This is a genomic window from Streptomyces sp. NPDC042259 (assembly GCF_055582085.1).
In genome coordinates, this window is the sequence record NZ_JBVJDW010000020.1 from 1 (window position 1) to 20,226 (window position 20,226).

The following is a 20,226-nucleotide window of genomic DNA, read 5'->3' on the forward strand; positions in this document are numbered from 1 at the left end:
GAGGAGCAGCCGATGCCGGAGACGAAGACGATGTTTTCCTTGGCGAGGCCGAGTTCGGGCATGAAGCCCTGTACGGCGGCGAGGATGGCGTAGTCGCCGCAGCCGGGGCACCAGCGCACTTCCTGATCCGACTTGAAGTCCCTGGCGGCCAGAGGCGTTTCGGACCGGGGGACCAGGGTGAGGGGTTCAACGGCCATCGATGGCCTCCTTCAGCGCGTCGGCGAGCTGCTCGGCCTTGAACGGCATTCCGCTCACCTGGGTATGGGAGCGGACGTCGACCAGGTATTTCGCTCGCAGCAGGGTCGCGAGCTGGCCCAGGTTCATCTCGGGCACCACGACACGGTCGTACGAGCGCAGGACGTCCCCGAGATTCCCGGGGAACGGGTTGAGGTGCCGTAGATGGGCCTGGGCGATCTTCTCGCCGCGGTCGCGCAGACGGCGGACGGCCTCGCTGATGGGCCCGTACGTCGAGCCCCACCCCAGCACCAGGGTGCTGGCGACACCCGAGGGATCGCTGACGAACAGGTCGGGGACGGTGATGCCGTCGATCTTGGCCTGGCGGGTGCGGACCATGAAGTCGTGGTTGGCGGGGTCGTAGGAGATGTTGCCGGTGCCGTCCTGTTTCTCGATGCCGCCGATGCGGTGTTCGAGTCCGGGGGTGCCGGGCACCGCCCACGGCCGGGCCAGCGTCTCCGGATCACGCTTGTAAGGCCAGAAGACCTCGGTCCCGTCCGCCAGCTCGTGATTGGGGCCGGAGGCGAACTGCACGCGCAGATCCGGGAGTTCCATCACTTCGGGGACGCGCCAGGGTTCGGAGCCGTTGGCGAGGTAGCCGTCCGACAGCAGGAACACCGGCGTCCGGTAGTCCAGGGCCATCCGCGCGGCTTCGAGCGCGGCCTCGAAACAGTCGGCCGCGGTCGAGGGTGCGATGACGGGCACGGGGGCTTCGCCGTTGCGCCCGTACATCGCCTGGAGGAGATCCGACTGCTCGGTCTTGGTGGGCAGGCCCGTCGACGGGCCGCCCCGCTGGATATTGACGATGAGCAGGGGGAGTTCGAGGCTGACGGCGAGTCCGATGGTTTCGGATTTGAGGGCGACGCCGGGGCCGGAGGTGGTGGTGACGGCGAGGGAGCCGCCGAAGGCGGCTCCGAGGGCGGCGCCGATGCCGGCGATCTCGTCTTCGGCCTGGAAGGTGCGTACGCCGAAGTTCTTGTGCTTCGACAGCTCGTGGAGGATGTCGGAGGCGGGGGTGATGGGGTAGGAGCCGAGGTAGAGGGGCAGGTCGGCCTGGTGGGCTGCGGCGATGAGGCCGTAGGACAGGGCGAGGTTGCCGGAGATGTTGCGGTAGGTGCCGGCGGGGAAGGCGGAGGTCGCGGGGGCGACCTCGTAGGAGACGGCGAAGTCCTCGGTGGTCTCGCCGAAGTTCCACCCCGCCCGGAAGGCGGCGACGTTGGCTTCCGCGATCCGGGGGTTCTTCGCGAACTTGGTGCGGAGGAATTTCTCGGTGTTCTCCGTGGGGCGGTGGTACATCCAGGAGAGCAGGCCGAGGGCGAACATGTTCTTGCTCCGCTCGGCCTCCTTCCGGGAGAGCCCGAAGTCTTTCAGCGCCTCGATCGTCAGCGTCGTGAGCGGCACGGGATGGACGCGGTAGGCGTCCAGCGAACCGTCCTCCAGCGGATTGCTGTCGTATCCCACCTTCGCCATGGGGCGCTTGGTGAACTCGTCCGTGTTGACGATGATCTCCGCGCCGCGTGGCACGTCCGCCAGATTCGCCTTCAGTGCCGCCGGGTTCATCGCCACCAGCACGTCCGGCGCGTCACCGGGCGTGAGGATGTCGTGATCCGCGAAATGCAGCTGGAAGGAGGAGACGCCGGGCAGGGTGCCTGCGGGGGCTCGGATCTCGGCGGGGAAGTTCGGCAGGGTCGACAGGTCGTTGCCGAATGACGCGGTCTCGGAGGTGAACCGGTCTCCGGTGAGCTGCATGCCGTCACCGGAGTCACCCGCGAAACGGATGATCACCCGGTTCAGCCGGCGCACCTCTTTGCGGTCGAGGACCGAGGTGCCGGTGCCGATGTCCGTACCGGTGCCGGTGCCGGTGTCCGTACCCGTGCCGATGCCGGGGGCGCGAAGAAGTGTCATGGTCAGCCGCCCTGCCGCGTGGGGTAGCCGCCGCGCTTCCAGTACTCGAAGCCGCCGATCATCTCCTTGACCCGGAAGCCCAGCGCGGCCAGCTTGGCGGCCCCGCGGGTGCCGCCGTTGCAGGCAGGCCCCCAGCCGTAGGTGATGTAGAGCAGTTCCGGGTCGAGGCCGGCGGTGCTCTGCGCGGTGATGTCCTGGTGCGGGAGGTTGCGGGCGCCGGGGATGTGTTCGGCCGCGTAGGCGCTGGTGCGGCGGGTGTCGAGGACGACGAACCCGGACGCGCCCTCCTGGAGGTCGTGGTGGACGTCGTAGGGGTCGGTCTCGCAGCTCAGCTTGGTCTGCTGGAAGTAGTGCAGGGCCGCCGCCGGTTCGGCCGAGGGGGCGCCCAGGACGCGGCCGGGGCGGCGGTAGCGGACCGGGCGGTAGTCGGCGAGGCGCCGGAAGTCGCGGTAGGCGGCTTCGTAGTCCGTGTTGGACACCAGGAAGGTGCCGCCGTTGGCGAGCAGCGAGTCGCTCTTGACCACCGTGTCGCCGACGGCCACCTTCCACGTCATCTCGACGTCGCTCTCGAGCTCCGGCTCGACCAGTTCCTCGATGACGCCGTGGGTGGTGGGGACGACGCCGTCGAAGCAGTAGATCCGCTCCCCGTCGTAGGGGTGGCTCCGGGCGCCGGACTCGATCTCGAAGGCGAGGTTGACGAAGGCGATGCCGTAGTTGCGCTGCATGGCGGCGAGCCCCGCCATGCCCTTGAACCGGGCGCCGACCTCCAGGAAGACCAGCTCGTCCGCCGCCGTGTGGAAGAGCTCCAGATGGGAGCCGCCGTCGGGGCGGCCGAGGGCGTCGAGGGCCCGCTCGGCGAAGGCCACCATGCGCGGGACGCGGGGGTCGGTGTCGATGAGGTTGATGTCGGCGTTGACCTTGCCGCCCGGGACCTCGAAGGAGTTGACGAGGTACTCGGTGACGCCGCCGAAGACCGTCTCGCCGTCCTTGGTGACGATGTTGACGCTGTACATCGTCCCTTCGATGAACTCCTCGTACTCGTAGGCGCGGCCGAAGTCCTCGGGCAGGGCGGCGAAGCCCTCCCAGTCGGTGATCTTGTAGACGCCCTCGGCGGCCGCCGCGTCGGTCGGCTTGAGGATGACCGGCAGGCCGACCTCGTCGGCGAGTTCCCGGAAGTACCCGGCCGCGTCGGCGGCGAGCCGCTCGGGGGAGAAGCGTCCGAAGCGCGGGACGCGGATGCCGGCCTCGACGAGCCGCTCCTTCATCAGGCACTTGTCGCGGAACGGCAGGATGTCCGCGAGGTGGGGGCCCTTGAGGCCGAAGTGGGTGCGGATCTCCGCGGCGACGAGCATGTTCTGCTCGTCGTAGCAGTGCACCGACAGCTCCTCGGGGGCCGTCTCCACCAGCAGCTTCGCCACGACGTCGCGGGCGGCCTCCAAGTCGACGAGGGAGTACAGCATGGGGGTGGGGTCGGTGAGCCCGCAGGGCACCACGTGCACCGCGTCGAACCAGCCGTGCTGCTCGGGGGTCAGGTTCCCGGCGTCGCGGTCGGCGAAGATCCCGACGAGGCGGACGGAGTCCGGGTCGACCAGCAGGTCCGGGCGGAACACCCCGAAGCCGCGGGTGGAGATGACGACGGCGGTCTTCATGACGCGAGGGCCTCGATCCGGGATCCGGCGGACAGTTCGTCCAGTGCGGTGACGATGATGTTCAGCCCGGCGGTCAGGTTGACCTGGCTGATGGTGAGCGGCGGGAGGACCTTGAGGACCTCGTCCTGACGGCCGCAGGTCTCGATGATCAGGCCCTTCTCGAAGCAGAGTTTCGAGACCTTGCCCGCGTCCAGCCCGGGGACGCCGCCCAGGTCGATGCCCTGCATCAGACCGAGCCCGCGGACGCGGGCGCCGAGCGGTTCGGCGACCCGGCGCCGGAGCAGCTCGGTGACCAGCTCGCCCTTCCTGCGGACCTGCTGGGCGAAGGTGTCGTCCGCCCAGTAGTGCCGGATCGCGGCGGCCGCGGCGACGAACGCGAACTGGTTGCCGCGGAAGGTGCCGTTGTGCTGGCCCGGCTTCCAGATGTCGAGTTCCGGCTTGATCAGGAGGATCGCCATCGGCAGTCCGTAGCCGCCGATGGACTTCGACAGGGTGACCAGGTCGGGGACGATGCCCGCCCGCTCGAAGGAGAAGAAGCTCCCGGTCCGCCCGCAGCCGGCCTGGATGTCGTCGACGATCAGCAGGATGCCGTGCCGGTCGCACAGCTCCCGCAGCTCCCGCAGGAAGGGCACGGGCGCGACGTGGATGCCGCCCTCGCCCTGCACGGTCTCCAGCAGCACGGCGGCGGGCTTCTCCATGCCCGAGCTGGTGTCGTCCAGCATCCGGCGCAGCAGGCCGATGCTGTCGAAGTCGCCCAGCGGACTGTCCGGGTAGGGGATGTGGGTGACCTGCGGCAGGGTGTGGTGCAGGCCCTGGCGGAAGTATTCGTTGGCGGTGGCGGCGAGCGAGCCGGTGCTCACGCCGTGGAAGCCGCCGCTGAAGGCGACCACGTTGGTGCGGCCGGTGGTCAGCCGGGCGAGCTTGAGGGCGGCCTCGACGGCGTTGGTGCCGGACGGGCTGGTGAACTGCACCTTGTACGTCAGGCCGCGGGGGGCCAGGACGTGGGTGCGCAGCGCGTCGAGGAAGTCGGCCTTCGCGGCGGTGGCGAGGTCCAGGCCGTGCATGAGCCCGTCCTGCTGGAGGTAGTCGATCAGCGCCTGTTTCAGCGGCTCGGGGTTGTGCCCGTAGTTGAGGGATCCCGCGCCGGAGAGGAAGTCGACGTAGCGGCCGCCGTCGCGGGTGTGGAGGGTGTCGCCCTTGGCGGTGGTGAAGATGCCGGGGAAGGACCGCGAGTAGGAACGGACGGCAGACTCGGAGGTCTGGAAGAGCGATTCGATGTCGGCGACAGAGCTCATGTGCGTCACCTTCCGGTGTCCTGGGTGAGGGGTGGTGGTGGGTGGGCCGGGCGGGCCGGAGGCGGCCACGGTCAGACCGGGTCCGCGGCGAGCGCGGGGGCGACGGGCCGGGCGGCGGCGGGGTTCTCCAGCGCGGCCCCGATGTCGGTGCGGTAGCGCATTCCGGGGAAGGAGATCCGGCCGATGCGCTCGTACGCCGCGCGCCGGGCCTCGGCGAGGGTGGCGCCGGCGCCGACCACGTGCAGTACCCGGCCGCCGGCGGTCACCGGGCGGCCCTCGCCGTCGACGGCGACGTTGGCGCTGAAGGTGCGGGTGCGGTCCTCGGCCGGGGCGTCCAGACCGCTGATCGGCTGCCCGGTCTCGTACCGGCCGAAGGGCCAGCCGGGGGCGGCCAGTGGGTCGAGCAGGTCGACGCTGCCCTGGGTGAGGGCCACCGAGCAGCGCACGAGGCCGTCGGTGACGAGGGACTGCCGGCGCAGGTCCTGCTGGAGGACGGCGCGGCACAGCCGGGTGAAGTCGCTGTGCACACCGGGCAGTACGGCCTCCGCCTCGGAGTCCCCGAAGCGGGTGTTGATCTCGATGACCTTCAGGCCGGTGCCGGTGAGCATGGCGCCGATGTAGACGAAACCGGTGTACGCGAGCTGTTCGGCGTGGAGGCCCGCGAGGAAGGGGTCCAGCAGGGTGCGGCGGACGCGTTCGAGCAGCGCGGGGGACGCCTCGGGGTGCGGCGCCACCGAACCCATGCCGTCGCAGTTCTTGCCCGCGTCGCCCTCGAGGGTCCGCTTGAAGTCGATGGCGGTGGGGAACATCAGACAGCCGGCGCCGTCGAGCAGGGCGAAGACGGAGATCTCCTGCCCGTACAGCCGCTCCTCGATGACGACCTGGAACGAATCGCCCTGGCCGGCGGCGAAGGCGTCGATCGCCGCGACCGCCTCGGCCGCGGTGTCGCAGACCACGGCGCCGTCGCCGTCGGGGGTGAGCCCGTCGGTCTTGACCACGCAGGCGTAGGGCAGCACGCGTACGTACGCCCTGGCGGCGCCCGGGTCGTCGAAGACCGCGTACTCGGCGGTGGGCAGCCCGTGCTGCCGGCAGAAGCGCTTGCCGCGCTCCTTGCTCGCTTCCAGTTCGGCCGCCGCCGACGAGGGGCCGATCACCTGGTGGCCGTGGGCGGACAGGACGTCCACATAACCGGCCGAGAGGGCGTCGATGTGCGAGACGAAGACGAATTCCACCGGGTTCTCGGCGAGGAAGCGCAGGGCGCTGGTGGGGTCGTCGACGCGGATCCGGGGCACCGGCACGATGCGGTCGGTGTGCACGGCGGGGCTTCCCGGGCCGTAGTACACGGTCACGGACGGGTCGGTCCGGACGAACAGATCACAGATCGCGTGACCGCGGCCGGTCCCGTCGATCACCAAAATCCGGGTCACAGCCGGCTCCTCGTCGAAGTGGTGGTCCCGGCGTCGGCGGTGAGGCCGACGATGCCGGTGGTGACGGGAACGGATTCCGGCCACGGGGTGGGCTCGGTGGCCGGGGGGAGGCCGGTGAGGTTGCCCTCGACCTGTCCGGCGGCGTGCAGATGGTCCACGAGCGAGCCCCAGACCTCGTTGTAGCGGTCGGCGCGCTTCGCGGAGTCGTCGCTGCGGATCCAGGGCGAGTTGGCCCAGTCGCAGGACGGCATCACATGGTGCAGATCGTGCTGAACGGTGTCGCCGACCAGGACGAACATCCGGTACGCGGAGTGCACGACGAGCATCCGGTAGGTCCAGCGGGTCAGGGCCGCCGCGCGCCGGGCACCGGTGACCTCGGGGCCGGGCAGCGGCTCGCCGCAGAACCGGCCGAAGGTGAGGAGGTCGCGGCGGTCGCGGGAGAGCTTCTCGGCGTTGCCGAAGAGCCACCAGCGGTGCTCGGTCATCGTGTAGAGGTAGGTGCAGCCCTGGAAGACCACCGAGACCGGCACCAGCCACAGCACCAGCCACTCCACCCACCAGCCGGTGAGCCCGACGAAGGCCGCCGTGCCGGCCAGGTAGCCGAGCGACATCGCCAGCCGGTACCGGGGCTCGACGCCGACGAAGTTGGACTTCACCCGGCCGAGGAAGAACCGCCCGTGGTGCTTCGGGGACAGCAGGGCGGTCCACAGGTAGGTGCGGAACTCCTTGCGGGTCATCCCCGGGCGCATGCCCGTCGACAGCAGGTAGTGGGTGTCGCCGTCCTTGAGCGAACACGGGTAGGCGTGGTGGAGCAGGTGCTCCTTGCGGTTGTCGTCGTAGGGGCTGCGCCAGAAGAAGGTGGTGATCAGCTCACCGATGATCCGGTCCGCGCGGGCGGACCCGGTGAACATGCGGTGCAGCGTCTGGTGGACGACCACCACGTCCAGCCGGCGCATTCCGCCGCTGGTCAGCAGCCAGCCGAGGATCAGCAGCGGTACGGACCAGCCGGTGAACGGGTGGAGCGCGTAGGCGCCGAGGGTGATGCCGAGGGCCATCTGGACGAGGCCGAGCAGACCGGCCTTGGCCGGGCTCCACGGTATGAGCTGCTTGTCGCCCTTGAGCGGGACCCCGGTCACCCAGGTGAGGTAGGGCTGGACGAAGCGGGGCAGTCCCCGCATCGTCTCCCGGGGCTGGACGCCGGCGGGCTCACCCGTCGTGCCGTCCGGCTGGTCGATGTCGTGCACGCTTGCTTTCCCCCTGAAGTGGTCGTGCGGGTGCTCTCTTGTGCTCTCGCGGGTGCTCTCTGGTGGGTGCTCCATGACGTCGGCGGCAGGTCAGCGGGTGGAACCCGCGCCGGGGCCGACCCCGCCGAAGAGGGCGTCGTTGGTCTCGTGGGTGATGTTCTTGGCCAGGTCGGAGGCGCTGGCCAGCGTCATGTTCACGATCGTCCGGCGGTTCTCGCCGCGGATCGGGAAGACGCGGTGCATCGTGGTGTTCGTCTTGATGACGTACGCGTCGCCCGGCTGGAGGGCGTACGAGCGGACCTGGCTCTTGAGCAGGGCGCCGTGGACGTCGGGGTTCTGCTTGTCCCACGAGGTGTGCGGCACGGCCTGGACGAAGCCGCCCTCGCGGTAGTCGGGGGCCTCCAGGACGAGGATGAAGCCGTAGCTGTAGTCGTCCCAGTGCCAGCCGTGGGTGTCACCGGACTTCCCCAGCCGGCTGATCACATAGTGCTCACCGGCGTAGGGGCAGGTGTACAGCTCCTCGCCGACCACGGACGACAGCAGGCTCTTCACAGCGGCCGAGAAGTACGTGCCGTGGATCAGCGGCCCGTGCTCCTTGATGACGGGCTGGCCGACGGTGGTCATCTGGCGGGGCGTGTTGTCGGTGATCTCGAAGGAGAACTTCCGGTCGACACCGTGCTCGTCCATGATCGAGGTCGCCTCGGTACGGAGGGCCGGGAGCAGTCCGGGCGGGCAGAAGCCGCGCAGCGGGACGATGTTCTCCTCGCGGAAGCTCCGGCGCAGCGCGGTGAGCGCGTCACCGGCGTAGACGTCGGCGAAGTGCCGCGCGTAGGCGCCGTCGAGGTCGGCGGTCAGGGCGTCGGCCGGGCCGGCGTGGGTGACGGTCATGCGGAGGTCCTCTCGGCGAGTGCGGTGGTGGGGACGTACGTGGGGTGGACCAGACGGTTGTTGGGGTCGTCGCCGAGCGGGGCGCCGTTGATCAGGGTGTTCCGGCGGGCCGCCAGGGCCTTGTGGTGCGCCTCCTCGGCGGTGTCCGCGGTGACCACGAACATGCCGACGACGTCGAGCTGGTCGGTGCGGCCGGAGAGCGGCTGCCCGAACGGCTTGGTGATGCGGCGGCACTCGGTGCCCTCGGGGAAGACGAGCCCGGTCAGCTCGGTCGCGCCGGCCGGGGGGAGCAGCAGCATGTCGACGGAGGCCTTCGGCGTGCCGCCCAGGAACGACAGGTCCGGCTCGATGCCGCACGCGATGTCGGTGAGCGGCGCCGCGTAGTCGATGCCGTAGGCGTTGCCGATGCAGACGACCACGGCGAGGCCGATGGCCCGGGCGTTGAAGTCGATCAGCTCGATCCGGCCGTCGGCGGAGACCATGAACTCCAGGTGGGTCGGCCCGTGGACGACGCCGAGGCTGTGGTGGATCGCCGCCGCCTTGGCCGCGATCTCCCGGGTGCGGGGGTGCTCGTAGGGGAAGACGAAACCCTGCTCGACGACCGGGTCGAGGGCGGAGATGTAGCGGCCGGTGATGCCGACGGTGTGCACGGTGCCGCGGTCGACGACGGACTCCACCGAGACCAGCTCGCCTTCGGCCAGCTCCTCCAGGATGAAGTCGCCGTGGGCGAGGATGTACTCCTTGGTCAGCGCGCTGACCACGGCCGCGGCCTCGGTCTGCGCGGCCGCCGCCCGCAGTTCCGCGAGCGAGGAGACGATGAAGCACAGCGCGCTGCCGGTGCCGTGGGCGGGCTTGAGCACGGCCGGGCGGGCGAACTGCCAGGCCTCCCATTCCAGGGCCTCGGTGAGGGTCACCGACCGCAGCTCGCTCAGGCCCTCGGCGAAGAGCTTGCGGCGCACATGGGCCTTGTCGATCACCTCGGTGACGTTGCGCGGCCCGTTGTTGGGCAGGCCCGCCAGCTCCCGCAGCTCGGCCTCGTACGTCAGGGTCGGCTCGAAGGCGGCGTAGGTGCCGACCACCTCGTACCGCTCGTGCAGGGCGTGGACGTCGGCGCGCACCCGCTCGGCGTCGACCCAGGAGTCGACGGGGATCAGCTCGTCCACCACGCCGTCCGGGACCGCGAAGGCCCCGGCGGGGTTCAGCGGGTCGTGGTTGAGGGCCACGACGCGGAACCCGCGGCGCTTCGCCTCCTGGGCGACGAGAACCATGTGATTCATCAATTCGAGCAGGACGAATGCCCGCTCCTTCTGCTGGGTCACCATGTGGTGTGCTCCCGAGTGAGTAGTGACGTCATACGGACCCGGCTCTTTCCGCTGCCAAGTCCGGTGCCAAGTCCGCTGCCAGATCCGGTGTGCGCGCGGGGACGGGCGGGGCGGCCGGAACCGTGCCGCGGCCGCGCCGCAGGAATTCCCAGCCGGCGATGAGGGCCACGGTGAGGGCGATGTTGAGATAAACGGTCCGGTCGACGCCCAGGCTGTCCATGCCCCGGGCGAAGACGAACGCGAAGACCGCCATGAGGCTGTAACCGATCGCCGTTTGCAGTCCGACCACCGAGGAAACCTTGGCGTCGGGGGTGTGGGCGATCATTTCCTTGAACTGATGCACCCAGATCACCTCGCCGCCGAGGACCATCAGGGAGAAGGCGGCGACGCAGAGGTAGATGTTGTCGCCGAATACCGGCATCGCGAGATACAGCACGGTCATGGCCACCGCGATGACGAGATTCACCGTGCGGCTGTTGGAATCCGTGATGACCTTGCGCCGGTTCAGGTACTGATAGACGAAGGTGCCCGCGATGACGCTGATCGACTCGAAGGTGAAGAACAGCGCCGTGCCGGACTCCCCGTAGCCGAACCAGACCTTCGGAACGACCGTGATCAGCGACTCGTAGGTGGCCTGGAAGGCCGTGACCGACAGGATGATGTAGAAGACGGCCGACGCGATGGGCTCGCTCCGCTTAATGATCCCGAAGGCGCTGCGTACCCCTTGCAGACTGCCCTTTGACTCGCCCTCCGCCATCTTCATCGATTCCGCAAGCCGGGCCTCGTTCGGCCGGACGAGCGTCATGAGCCCGGCGGCGACGACGAACGCCACGGCATCGACCCAGACGACGACGGAGAATTCGACGAACTCGAGAATGAAGGCACCGACGGCCCCGGCGAGCGCCATGGCCAGCGGGAAGCTCGCGTTGAACACCGGGGAGAAGGTGTCGGTCTCCTCCTTGGTGAAGAACTGCACGAGCGCCTTGACCCGGGCATTGCTCACCGCGCTCTTGAGCAGGGCGCGGGCGAAGATGATCAGAACGGCGTAGGCGAAGAGATCCGGATCGGTGAAGCCGAGGAACAGCAGCGTGATGGCCGCGGCCGCCACGTTCAGCCAGATGAGGAGCTGCTTCGCGTTCTTCCGGTCGATGTACTGGGCGCCCAGCAGTCCGATGAAGAGGTTCGCCACCCAGTCGGCGGCGAAAACGATGGCGGCAAGGGTGGCGCTGCCGCTCTCCTTGAACACGTACGCCACGTACGAAATCATCAGCAGCTTGGTGCCGAAGAGCGAGATGAACGAGGCGAGAAAGCTCAGCAGGAAATTCCGGTGGAGATAGACTCTCATGACGGTCCAGTTCGTCCGGAAGTCATTCAGGCGTGCGTCGCGGCCGACGGTGCGTGCCAAATCGGGTCGTTCGGCTGGGCAATGTTCCGGTCCGCGTGCGGAGTTGTCGCGACGGCGGTCGTCGCGCCGAGTGCGAGAACGGTGAGCGCGAGAGCGATGAGCCGGATCTTCATGGTTTTACGGTTTCCCCTCCGTTGATACGCGGAGTCAATTCCGCGTCCCTGGAAGAGCATGTATTCACCGGCGGTCGTGGTCCAGACCGGACAAGGTGGCAGCAAGTTGCCTGCACGTAGATGTACCCGCAATAAGATGCCGCCCATGGACCATGCCCATGAAGTCGCGACCCCGTCGGCCGTTCGCCGGCATGTGCGTATGGCGTTGTACCAACTGGCTCTGGAACAAGGGCAATTAGATCCGGCGGAAGCGGTTCGCCGACTGGATCTGGCGCCCGCCGATGTCGACCGGGCGGCGGCCGAACTGGTCGGGGAACACCTCCTCGTGCGGCGCGCGGACGGGACCCTGGCACCGTGCAGCCCCGAGACCGCCGAGGCGCACCTGGTGGGGCATCTGCAGGAGGAGATCCAGCGGCGACGGGCCCGGATCGCGCAGATCAACGAGGACATGTCGGAGTTCGAGGCGGTGTACCGGGCGGCGGTGCGCCGGCGCAAGCCCATGGAATCGGTCCAGGTGCTCACCTCGGTCCCCGCGATCCGGTCCGAGCTGACCAAGCTGTCGGACCTGTGCGAGAGCGAGTTCGTGGCCGCGCACCCCGTGCTTCCGCCGCAGGAGACGCTGGAGGAGGGCTTCGTGCGCCATCGCGAGATGCTCGCCCGTGGTGTGGTCTCCCGCACCGTCTATCCGCATTCGGTGCTGGCGCACCAGTACATGCAGGCCCATCTCAGCGGCACGGTGGCCGAGGGCGCGCAGGTCAGGACCACGAGCCATGTGCCGGACCGGGTCCTCATCTACGACCGCAAGTGCGCGGTGATCTCCCGCTCGGCCACGGACGAGGGCGGCGGCGGAGCCATGATCGTGCGTGAGGCGTCCCTGGTCGGCTTTCTCCACCGCTCGTGGGAGAGCGTGTGGACCACGGCGCTGCCGTTCGCCGCCTCCCCCGACGGAATGGGCTACGGCGAGGCGAAACACGAGGTGCGGCGCGCCATAGTCGAACTCCTCGACACCGGCGCGAAGGACGAGGTCGTCGCGCGTCGGCTGGGGATGTCCGTCCGCGCCTGCCGACGTCATATCGCCGACATCATGGCGGAGTTGGGCGCCGAAAGCAGATTTCAGGCGGGCAGTTACGCCCGCCGCGCCGGATGGCTCGGCGAGGACTGAATTCCCGGAATTACGCCGTCCGCCCGCACCGGCGAGCGGCCGTTTCTCGCGCGGGCATCCGAATGCCCCGTACCGACCAGGCGGTACGGGGCATTCGGAATCGCGGTGGATTCAGCGGCAGTTACCGTCGGTCGACCGGTTGGCGAAGCGGTCCGCGAGCCAGTCGGCCGCCGGTATCGACTCGGTGATCACCCCCAGGACGTGTTCGCCGAGCGGCAGCGACTTCCAGCGCACATTCGCGCCCTTGGCGCACCAGTCCGCGCGCAGTTTCTCGCCGACCGCGTACGGGATCAGCTCGTCGACGACGCCGTGGTAGAGGTACACGGGCCGGTCCGGGGCGTGGGTGCCCAGATCGGAGGAGCGCAGCGCGCGCTGCCAGTCGGCCTCGTACAGCGGGTTCTTGACCGTGACGTCGGAGATCTTCCGGAAGAGGCCCGCCACCGCGCCGATCGCCACACAGTGCTGTTTCATGAAGTCGACGTAGCCGCGGCCCCGGGCGTTCAGATAGCGGTCGAGGTCCAGTTCCGGGAAGGCCGCGTTCTGACCGGCGGCCGCCATCAGGACGAGGCCGGCACCGATGCCGCCGTTGTTGAAGTCGGCGGTCTTGAGCAGGTCGGCCGGCACCCCGCCGGTGGCGGTGCCTCTGACGTCCAGCTCGGGCGCGTACGTGTCGTGCAGTTCGGCGGCCCAGCTCGAGGCCTGACCGCCCTGCGAGTACCCCATGATCCCGACGGGGGAGTCCTTGCCGAGCCCCGCCTCCGGCAGCCGCTGCGCGGCCCGCGCGGCGTCCAGCACGGCGTGGCCCTCGGCGCGCCCGACCGCGTACGTGTGCTCGCCGGGCGTGCCCAGGCCCTCGTAGTCGGTGACGGCGACCGCCCAGCCGCGCAGGGTCAGCTGCTGGATGAGATTGGCCTCCAGGGTGGTCCCGTACGGGAAGCCGGCCGAGGGGGCGCACGCGTCGCCCAGACCGACGGTCCCTACGGCGTACGTGACGAGCGGACGCGGCCCCTTCCGGCCGTCCCGGGGCACGATCACGGTGCCCGAGACGACGTTCGGGGCGCCCTTGGCGGTGGTGGACCGGTAGGTGATGTGCCAGGCCCGGGTGTTCGTGGGCTGGCCGGGCAGGGGATGGAAGGACGTGGGCGCGGAGCTGACGACGTCGCCGGGGGCCCCGCCGCCGGCCGGCTGTCCGGCGGAGGCGGGGACCGCCAGGCCGAACGCGGCCGTCAGCGCGGCGAGGGCGGTGAGGGCTGTGGTGCGCAGGTGCATGCGGCTCTCCCAACTGTCCAGTGTTGCTGAATCAGTTGGGGCGACCGTAGTGACCGGCGGGTAATGTGAGCGCTGACCGGGACGCTCAGCTTTGCTGACTCCGGTGACCCTCGTGATCCCGGTGCGCGGGCCCGGTCCGCTCACCGCCGTCCGCGCCCAGCAGCCGGTACGCGCCCGGTGTGGTCCCCGTCCAGCGCCGGAACGCCCGGTGGAAGGCGGTGTCCTCGGAGAACCCGAGCCGGGCCGCGAGTTCGGCGATCGGCTCCCGGCCCGTGGCGAGCCCGCTGATCGCGGCGTCCCGCAGCACCCCGTCGCGCAGCAGCCGGTAGGAGGTGCCCTCCTCCTGGAGCCGCCGCCGGAGGGTGGCGGGGCTCATCGCGAGCCGCGCCGCGAGATGGGCCACCTCCGGCAGCCGGGCCGGCCGGCGCCCCTCGCGCAGCGCGACGACGAACGCCCGCCGCACCTGCTCGGCGACCGTCGTCCCGTACTCGCGGCGGCTGAGCAGATCGGCGGGCGCCCGCCGCAGCAGCTCCGCGAGGCCCGTCTCGTCCCGGACGACGGGAGCGGCCAGCCAGTGCGCGTCGAACCCGGCCCCCGTGCGCCGCGCGCCGAACCGCACGGGACAGCCGAAAAGCGGCCCGTACTCGCCCGCGTACGGCGGGGCGGGAAAGGCGAACTCCGCCCAGCGCAGGGCGATCCGGCGGCCGATCAGCCAGCTCGCCAGCCGGTGCCAGACGATGACCAGGCACTCGGCGAGGAAGCGGCCCTCGGCATAGCCGCGCAGATCGTTGCGGACGGTGAACACCACCTCGGTGCCCCGGTGTTCGATGTGCAGGTCCGGGCCGCCGGGGAAGAGCCCGTAGAAGCGGACGCCCCGCTCCAGCGCCCCGCCCAGGTCGCGGCAGCCGACGCACGCGCAGCACATCATCGCGAACGTACCGTGCCGGCTGGGCGTGGGCCCGAGCCCCAGGAACTCGTCCCGCGTCGCCCGGTGCAGCGCCCGCACCAGCGAGGTGAACTGCTCCGGCGTCACCCGCGCCCGGTCGTCCGCGAGCAGCAGCGGCGGTATCCGCGCGATCTGCAGCAGCGGCACGGTGTCGATGCCCTGCCGCCGGGCGCCGCCGAGCGCGGCCCGTACGTGGTGCACGGTGATCGTCCGCCTGCCCATGCCCTGCACGGTAGCCCCGATGAGCGCCGGGGTCAGCGGTGCTGACGCTTCCGGTCATCCCCGGCCCGGGGGCGCGCTTCGTAGCGTCGGGTCCACGGAACCGAGGGAGGCGTCATGCGCGACGGTCGGCAGGGCCCGGGCACGCTCGCGGAGTTCGCGGAGGAGGCCGCGCGGCGCTACGGGGAGCTGCCCGCCCTGCGCTTCCGGTCCCCGGACGGCGGCTGGACGGAGGTCGGCTACGACCGTCTGCGCGAGACCGTACGGACCGTGGGGCGCGGCCTCGTGGCCCTCGGAGTGCGGCCGGACGACCGGGTGGCGATCTGCTCCGAGACCCGCCCGGAGTGGACGTACGCGCATTTCGCGATCCTGGCCGCCGGGGCGGTCGTCGTCCCCGTCTACCCGACGGCGGGCGAGGACGAACTCGCCTGGGTGCTCGCGGACTCGGCGGCGGTGGTGGCGATCTGCGAGGACGCGCCCCAGGCGGCCCGCGTCGAGGCCCTGCGGACGAAGCTGCCGGGGCTGCGGCATGTGGTGGTGATGGACGGAGGCGCCGGGGACGCTGGGGCAGGCACGATCACCGGGCGGGCGGCCTGGCCTGAGCCCGGGCCCACGTCCGGGGCTGCGCCCAGGGCGGAGTCCGCGTCCGGGCCCGGGCCCGGGCCCGGGCTTGCGTCCGGGCCCGCGTCCTGGCCCGAGCCCGAGTCCGGGCCTGTGTCGGGGTCCGCGTCCGGACCTGCGCCCGGGGCGGAGTCGGGGCCCGCGTCCGGGGCCGCGCCCATGGCGGAGTCGGAGTCCGGGCCCGCGTCCGGGCTTGGTTCCGGCGGTCGGGCCGGGGCTGCGGCCGGGGCTGCGGCCGGGGCTGCGGCCGGAGCCGGGCCGGAGGCAGGCGGTGACGGGGGCGTCGCGGCAGGCGGCGGCCCGGCGCTCCTGCGGGCGCTGCCCCGGGCGCCCTTGGCCGAACTCCTCGCGCGGAGCGCACACCGTACCGGCGACGATCTCTGCGCCATCGTCTACACCTCCGGCACCACCGGCCTCCCCAAGGGCTGCCGGCTCACGCACGGCAACTTCACCGCCGTGCGGGACGCGACCCGCGCGTTCATCGAGGGCGGCCCCGGCGCCACCACGTACCTCTACCTCCCCCTCGCCCACCTCCTCGCCCAGCTCGTCCAGCTCACCACCCTGGACCAGGGCGGCACGCTCTGCTACTTCGGCGGCCGGATCGAGGACGTCGTCACCGAGCTGGCCGAGGTCCGGCCCACGCATCTGCCTTCCGTGCCCCGGCTCTTCGAGAAGGTGCACGCGAGTGTCGCCGCGCTCGCCGAGGCGGCGGGCCCGGGCGGCCGGGACCGCTTCGAGGCCGCCGTGCGGACCGGCGTCGAGGTCGCCGCGCTGCGTGACCGGGGCGCGGAGCCCACCGGCCCGCTCCGCGCGGCCTGGCAAGCGGCCGACGAGAGCCTCTTCTCCCTCGTCCGGGCGGCGTTCGGCGGACGGCTGCGCTGGGCGCTCACCGGCGGCGCCCCCATCGCCCCGCAGACCATGGACTTCCTGCGGGCCTGCGGCATCCGGGTGTTCGAGGGCTACGGCATGACCGAATCGGCCGGGGTGATCACCCTCAACCACCCGGGGGCCGTCCGGTACGGGACGGTCGGCAGGCCGGTGCCCGGCTGCGAGGTGCGGATCGCGGAGGACGGCGAGGTGCTGGCCCGGGGGCCCGGGGTCTTCCCGGGCTATCACGCCGACCCGGCCGCGACCGCCGAGGTGCTGGACCCGGACGGCTGGCTGCGCACCGGCGACCTCGGCAGCCTCGACGCGGACGGCTTCCTGCGCATCACCGGCCGCAAGAAGGACTTGATCATCACCTCGGGCGGCAAGAACCTCACCCCGACGCTCGTGGAGGCCGCGATCCAGCAGTCCCGCTGGGTCTCGCGCGCGGTGATGGTCGGCGACGGACGCCCCTACCCCGTCGCGCTGCTCACCCTCGACGCGGCGGAGATCGCGGCCTGGGCCCGGGAAGAGGGGCTCGACCCGGACGGCGGGTACGCCGGGCACCCGGTCGTACGGGCCCGCTGCCAGGAGGCCGTCGACGCCGCGAACGCGCAGGTGGCCCGGCCCGCCCGGATCCGGGCGTTCGCCATTTTGGACGAGGACTTCACGATCGGCGGCGGGGCGCTGACCCCCACCCTGAAACTGCGCCGCTCCGCGATCGTGAACCGTTACGCGGCGGAAATCGATGCGTTGTACGAGCGATAGCGGAAAAGGATGATCCGGTGCGCGGCGAGGTGAACGGCGAAGTGAACGGCTAAAGGAGCACGGATGCTGTGCGACAGGAGTTCATCAAGGTTCACCGGAGTCGTGAGTTCCGGGTGAGCCGGGAGTCGCGGGAAAAGGCAGAAGCCCTGCCCCTCCGCCGAAGCGGGGGAGCAGGGCTCCTTGGGTACAGCACGTCGACCGCGATCGGTCGAGCCGTCGCACCGGAGGGATCCGAGGATCAGACCGGGGTGACGTTCTCCGCCTGCGGGCCCTTCGGGCCCTGCGTGACGTCGAAGTTGACCTGCTGGTTCTCCTCGAGGGAGCGGAAGCCAGAGGCGTTGATCGCGGAGTAGTGGACGAAGACGTCGGGGCCCCCGCCGTCCTGGGCAATGAAGCCAAAGCCCTTTTCAGCGTTGAACCACTTCACGGTTCCGGTAGCCATAAAGCCCTCCTTGGGCCCAAAGGGTTGCCCTGCTCCAGAACCTGCGAGAAGTCTGAAAACTACAAAAGCCTGCGGGGTCACATGCTCCGCAGGCTCTGTACTGCAAGGGAAACCAAACTGCAACTTGCGGCGAGCCTAGCACGCTGGGTTCGCGCTGGGAAAGAGTCAAAGATCACGCTGTAGGCAGGTTTTCCGGGGCGTCCGCGCGGAAAAGATCGACGATCGGGCCCGGCGCGGCGCGACCCCCGCCCCAGCCCTCCCGCCGGCCCGGGGCTAGCCTCCGGATGTGGACATTTCAGCCTCGGACCCAGCGATTCCCGCCACTCCCGTCGGCCCCGGCGCCCCCGCCGGCCCGCCGGAAGCGCTGCGCAGCCGCCCCCGCGTCGGACACATCCAGTTCCTCAACTGTCTGCCGCTCTACTGGGGCCTCGCCCGCACCGGCACGCTGCTCGACCTGGACCTGACCAAGGACACCCCGGAGAAGCTCAGCGAGCAGCTCGTCCGGGGGGAGCTGGACATCGCACCGGTCACCCTCGTGGAGTTCCTGAAGAACGCCGACGACCTCGTCGCGCTGCCCGACATCGCCGTCGGCTGCGACGGTCCGGTCATGTCCTGCGTGATCGTCTCCCAGCTGCCGCTGGACGAGCTGGACGGCGCCAAGGTCGCCCTCGGCTCCACCTCGCGGACGTCCGTACGCCTGGCCCAGCTGCTGCTCGCCGACCGGTACGGGGTGCACCCGGAGTACTACACCTGCCCGCCCGACCTCGGTCTGATGATGCGGGAGGCGGACGCCGCCGTGCTGATCGGGGACGCCGCGCTGCGGGCCTCGCTGCACGACGCCCCACGGCTCGGCCTGACCGTCCACGACCTCGGCCAGATGTGGAAGGACTGGACGGGGCTGCCGTTCGTCTTCGCCGTCTGGGCCGCCCGCCGCGACTACCTGGCCCGCGAGCCGCGCATCGTCGCCAAGGTGCACGAGGCGTTCCTCGCCTCCCGGGACCTGTCACTGGAGGAGGTCGGGAAGGTCGCCGAGCAGGCGGCGCGCTGGGAGTCCTTCGACGCGGAGCTGCTGGAGCGCTACTTCACGACCCTGGACTTCCGCTTCGGACCCGACCAGCTCGCCGGGGTGGCCGAGTTCGCCCGGCGCACGGGCCCGACGACCGGCTTCCCGGCCGACGTGCGGGTGAAACTGCTGGAGTCCTGACCCCCGGGCGGGGATCAGGACTCCAGGTGGTGCTTGAGCGGGGACGGACGGGCGGGCCCGGGAGCAGGTCACCGGGCCGCCGGGCCCCGGGTCAGGAAGCCGGCGTCGGGCCTTCCATGTTCTTGCTGATGTACTGGATCAGGCCCTCGCCCATGCTCGGCACGTAGGTGTGCGCGTTGTGCGAGCCGCCCGGGATCTCCCGGAGCATCGTGTGGACCGGGCCCTTGCCGTACGTCGCCATGAACTTCTTGACGTTCTGCATGACGATCGGGGGCTCCTTGGTGCCGACCTGGAAGGCCAGGTAGACGTCCGGGCCCTTCCGGTTGATCAGCTCCTGGGCCAGCTTCTCCGGGTTGTTCTCCTGCTTCTCCTTCTCGTGACCGGCCCACAGCGGGGAGTCCGGCACGATGTCGGGGCCGGAGGCGATCACGGCCTTGAAGCGGTCCGGGTACTTCATGACGGCCTTCAGGCCCGCGAAGCCACCGGAGGAGGAGCCCATGAACGCCCAGCCGTCGCGCGACTTCAGGGTCCGGAAGTTCTGCTTGACCAGGTCCGGGACGTCCTCGGTCAGCCAGGTGCCCATCTTCGCCTGGCCGGGGATGTCACTGCCGTCGTAGTAGTACTTCTCGTCCGGGTTCAGGACCGGCATGGCCAGGATGAAGGGCAGGCTCTTGCCTTCCTTCGACCACTTGGCGATGGACGACTGGAGCTTGAGGTCCGTGCCCATCCAGTAGTTGTTCGGGTAACCGGGACCGCCGGGCAGGGCGATCATGACCGGGAAACCGCTCTTCTTGTACTGCGGGTCGTTGTACTGCGGCGGGGCCCAGACCCACACCTTGCCCTTGAAGCCGGACTTCTTGCCGTCCAGCGTCACGACGCCGATCTTCGTGCCGTCACCCAGGGAGTTGGCTATCCGGAAGTCCGCCTTGGGGCCGGTCGGCATGAGGACCTTGGAGTCGGCGGGCTGCGCACCGTTCTGGCCACCGGCCTGGCCGCCCGCGTCACCGGCGGCGGGTTCGTCGTTGCCGAAGCTGACGGGCTTGCCCTTGTCGGTGAACGGGGGGATCTCGAAATACGTCATGACGGGCCAGGCGATCAGCCCGAGCACGGCTATCGACGCCACAACGATGACCCATCGTTTGGCGCGAGAGGCCCGGTGGTGGCCCTGGGACCGGTAGGCCCCCTCGTGTGAGTGCGGCATCGCGTCGCTCCGGATGATCCTGCTGCCCCGAAGGACATGACGGTTTGT

16 protein-coding genes and 1 pseudogene are annotated in these 20,226 nt (G+C 70.3%); 3 read left to right on the forward strand and 14 right to left on the reverse strand.

What is annotated here, in order from left to right; genetic code table 11:
* From ACZ6MA_RS32565 to ACZ6MA_RS32610, 10 genes and pseudogenes are all read right to left on the reverse strand, one after another.
* Window positions 1–197, reverse strand: a pseudogene (locus ACZ6MA_RS32565) (2-oxoacid:ferredoxin oxidoreductase subunit beta); the annotation flags it as partial.
* Entirely contained in the window at window positions 187–2,139 is a 1,953-nt protein-coding gene (locus tag ACZ6MA_RS32570; RefSeq protein WP_469438369.1) for a 2-oxoacid:acceptor oxidoreductase subunit alpha, read from the reverse strand. The gene ACZ6MA_RS32570 and the pseudogene ACZ6MA_RS32565, both read right to left, overlap by 11 nt.
* Before the next feature lie 2 nt (window positions 2,140–2,141).
* Window positions 2,142–3,788 carry a rhodanese-like domain-containing protein gene (locus tag ACZ6MA_RS32575; RefSeq protein ID WP_469438370.1) on the reverse strand — a complete coding sequence of 549 codons (1,647 nt, stop codon included), beginning with the start codon at window positions 3,786–3,788 and terminating at the stop codon, window positions 2,142–2,144.
* Window positions 3,785–5,083: a diaminobutyrate--2-oxoglutarate transaminase gene (gene ectB, locus ACZ6MA_RS32580; protein WP_469438372.1), complete on the reverse strand. Its 1,299-nt coding sequence runs from the start codon at window positions 5,081–5,083 to the stop codon at window positions 3,785–3,787. The genes ACZ6MA_RS32575 and ectB overlap by 4 nt, the downstream gene beginning before the upstream one ends.
* 71 nt (window positions 5,084–5,154) lie before the next feature.
* Window positions 5,155–6,510 carry a phosphoribosylamine--glycine ligase gene (gene purD / locus ACZ6MA_RS32585; RefSeq protein WP_469438374.1) on the reverse strand — a complete coding sequence of 452 codons (1,356 nt, stop codon included), beginning with the start codon at window positions 6,508–6,510 and terminating at the stop codon, window positions 5,155–5,157.
* Window positions 6,507–7,754 (reverse strand): fatty acid desaturase, encoded by a 1,248-nt coding sequence (locus tag ACZ6MA_RS32590; protein ID WP_469438376.1) that lies wholly within the window; start codon window positions 7,752–7,754, stop codon window positions 6,507–6,509. The genes purD and ACZ6MA_RS32590 overlap by 4 nt, the downstream gene beginning before the upstream one ends.
* Before the next feature lie 90 nt (window positions 7,755–7,844).
* Complete coding sequence (locus tag ACZ6MA_RS32595) at window positions 7,845–8,642, reverse strand: HalD/BesD family halogenase (protein WP_469438377.1); 798 nt, start codon at window positions 8,640–8,642, stop codon at window positions 7,845–7,847.
* Window positions 8,639–9,964, reverse strand: coding sequence for an ATP-grasp domain-containing protein (locus ACZ6MA_RS32600; protein ID WP_469438378.1), 1,326 nt, complete (start codon window positions 9,962–9,964; stop codon window positions 8,639–8,641). Before ACZ6MA_RS32600 ends, ACZ6MA_RS32595 begins: the two co-directional genes overlap by 4 nt.
* 28 nt (window positions 9,965–9,992) lie before the next feature.
* Complete coding sequence (locus tag ACZ6MA_RS32605; RefSeq protein ID WP_469438380.1) at window positions 9,993–11,309, reverse strand: MFS transporter; 1,317 nt, start codon at window positions 11,307–11,309, stop codon at window positions 9,993–9,995.
* Between the two features lie 26 nt (window positions 11,310–11,335).
* Window positions 11,336–11,482: a hypothetical protein gene (locus tag ACZ6MA_RS32610; RefSeq protein WP_469438382.1), complete on the reverse strand. Its 147-nt coding sequence runs from the start codon at window positions 11,480–11,482 to the stop codon at window positions 11,336–11,338.
* Between the two features lie 145 nt (window positions 11,483–11,627).
* On the opposite strand from ACZ6MA_RS32610, the gene ACZ6MA_RS32615 reads away from it, so the two are divergent.
* On the forward strand, window positions 11,628–12,644 hold the full coding sequence (locus tag ACZ6MA_RS32615; protein WP_469438383.1) for a hypothetical protein: 1,017 nt from the start codon (window positions 11,628–11,630) through the stop codon (window positions 12,642–12,644).
* Between the two features lie 111 nt (window positions 12,645–12,755).
* Here the strand turns inward: ACZ6MA_RS32615 and ACZ6MA_RS32620 are convergent, their stop codons facing one another.
* Both ACZ6MA_RS32620 and ACZ6MA_RS32625 read right to left on the reverse strand, forming a co-directional pair.
* Complete coding sequence (locus ACZ6MA_RS32620; protein ID WP_469438384.1) at window positions 12,756–13,913, reverse strand: lipase family protein; 1,158 nt, start codon at window positions 13,911–13,913, stop codon at window positions 12,756–12,758.
* A gap of 85 nt (window positions 13,914–13,998) precedes the next feature.
* On the reverse strand, window positions 13,999–15,081 hold the full coding sequence (locus tag ACZ6MA_RS32625) for an AraC family transcriptional regulator (protein WP_469438386.1): 1,083 nt from the start codon (window positions 15,079–15,081) through the stop codon (window positions 13,999–14,001).
* A 114-nt stretch (window positions 15,082–15,195) separates the two neighbouring features.
* On the opposite strand from ACZ6MA_RS32625, the gene ACZ6MA_RS32630 reads away from it, so the two are divergent.
* Window positions 15,196–17,331, forward strand: a complete 2,136-nt coding sequence (locus ACZ6MA_RS32630; protein ID WP_469438388.1) for an AMP-dependent synthetase/ligase — start codon at window positions 15,196–15,198, stop codon at window positions 17,329–17,331.
* A gap of 238 nt (window positions 17,332–17,569) precedes the next feature.
* On the opposite strand, the gene ACZ6MA_RS32635 is transcribed toward ACZ6MA_RS32630, so the two are convergent.
* Complete coding sequence (locus ACZ6MA_RS32635) at window positions 17,570–17,773, reverse strand: cold-shock protein (RefSeq protein WP_003984261.1); 204 nt, start codon at window positions 17,771–17,773, stop codon at window positions 17,570–17,572.
* 313 nt (window positions 17,774–18,086) lie between these two features.
* On the opposite strand from ACZ6MA_RS32635, the gene ACZ6MA_RS32640 reads away from it, so the two are divergent.
* On the forward strand, window positions 18,087–18,977 hold the full coding sequence (locus ACZ6MA_RS32640; RefSeq protein ID WP_469438461.1) for a menaquinone biosynthetic enzyme MqnA/MqnD family protein: 891 nt from the start codon (window positions 18,087–18,089) through the stop codon (window positions 18,975–18,977).
* A 91-nt stretch (window positions 18,978–19,068) separates the two neighbouring features.
* Here ACZ6MA_RS32640 and ACZ6MA_RS32645 read toward each other — a convergent pair whose 3' ends face one another.
* The gene (locus ACZ6MA_RS32645) at window positions 19,069–20,178 is read right to left on the reverse strand and encodes an alpha/beta hydrolase (protein WP_469438390.1); all 1,110 of its coding nucleotides are present in this window, start codon (window positions 20,176–20,178) and stop codon (window positions 19,069–19,071) included.
* Window positions 20,179–20,226: the final 48 nt, after the last annotated feature.

Bases quoted from the DNA above. Each gene is read 5' to 3' on its own strand.
- ACZ6MA_RS32575 (WP_469438370.1), bottom strand. From the start codon at position 3,788: ATGAAGACCGCCGTCGTCATCTCCACCCGCGGCTTCGGGGTGTTCCGC.
- ACZ6MA_RS32615 (WP_469438383.1), top strand. From the start codon at position 11,628: ATGGACCATGCCCATGAAGTCGCGACCCCGTCGGCCGTTCGCCGGCAT.
- ACZ6MA_RS32630 (WP_469438388.1), top strand. From the start codon at position 15,196: ATGCGCGACGGTCGGCAGGGCCCGGGCACGCTCGCGGAGTTCGCGGAG.
- ACZ6MA_RS32635 (WP_003984261.1), bottom strand. From the start codon at position 17,773: ATGGCTACCGGAACCGTGAAGTGGTTCAACGCTGAAAAGGGCTTTGGC.
- ACZ6MA_RS32625 (WP_469438386.1), bottom strand. From the start codon at position 15,081: ATGGGCAGGCGGACGATCACCGTGCACCACGTACGGGCCGCGCTCGGC.
- ACZ6MA_RS32610 (WP_469438382.1), bottom strand. From the start codon at position 11,482: ATGAAGATCCGGCTCATCGCTCTCGCGCTCACCGTTCTCGCACTCGGC.
- ACZ6MA_RS32620 (WP_469438384.1), bottom strand. From the start codon at position 13,913: ATGCACCTGCGCACCACAGCCCTCACCGCCCTCGCCGCGCTGACGGCC.
- ACZ6MA_RS32570 (WP_469438369.1), bottom strand. From the start codon at position 2,139: ATGACACTTCTTCGCGCCCCCGGCATCGGCACGGGTACGGACACCGGC.
- ACZ6MA_RS32595 (WP_469438377.1), bottom strand. From the start codon at position 8,642: ATGACCGTCACCCACGCCGGCCCGGCCGACGCCCTGACCGCCGACCTC.
- ectB (WP_469438372.1), bottom strand. From the start codon at position 5,083: ATGAGCTCTGTCGCCGACATCGAATCGCTCTTCCAGACCTCCGAGTCT.
- ACZ6MA_RS32605 (WP_469438380.1), bottom strand. From the start codon at position 11,309: ATGAGAGTCTATCTCCACCGGAATTTCCTGCTGAGCTTTCTCGCCTCG.
- ACZ6MA_RS32600 (WP_469438378.1), bottom strand. From the start codon at position 9,964: ATGGTGACCCAGCAGAAGGAGCGGGCATTCGTCCTGCTCGAATTGATG.
- ACZ6MA_RS32645 (WP_469438390.1), bottom strand. From the start codon at position 20,178: ATGCCGCACTCACACGAGGGGGCCTACCGGTCCCAGGGCCACCACCGG.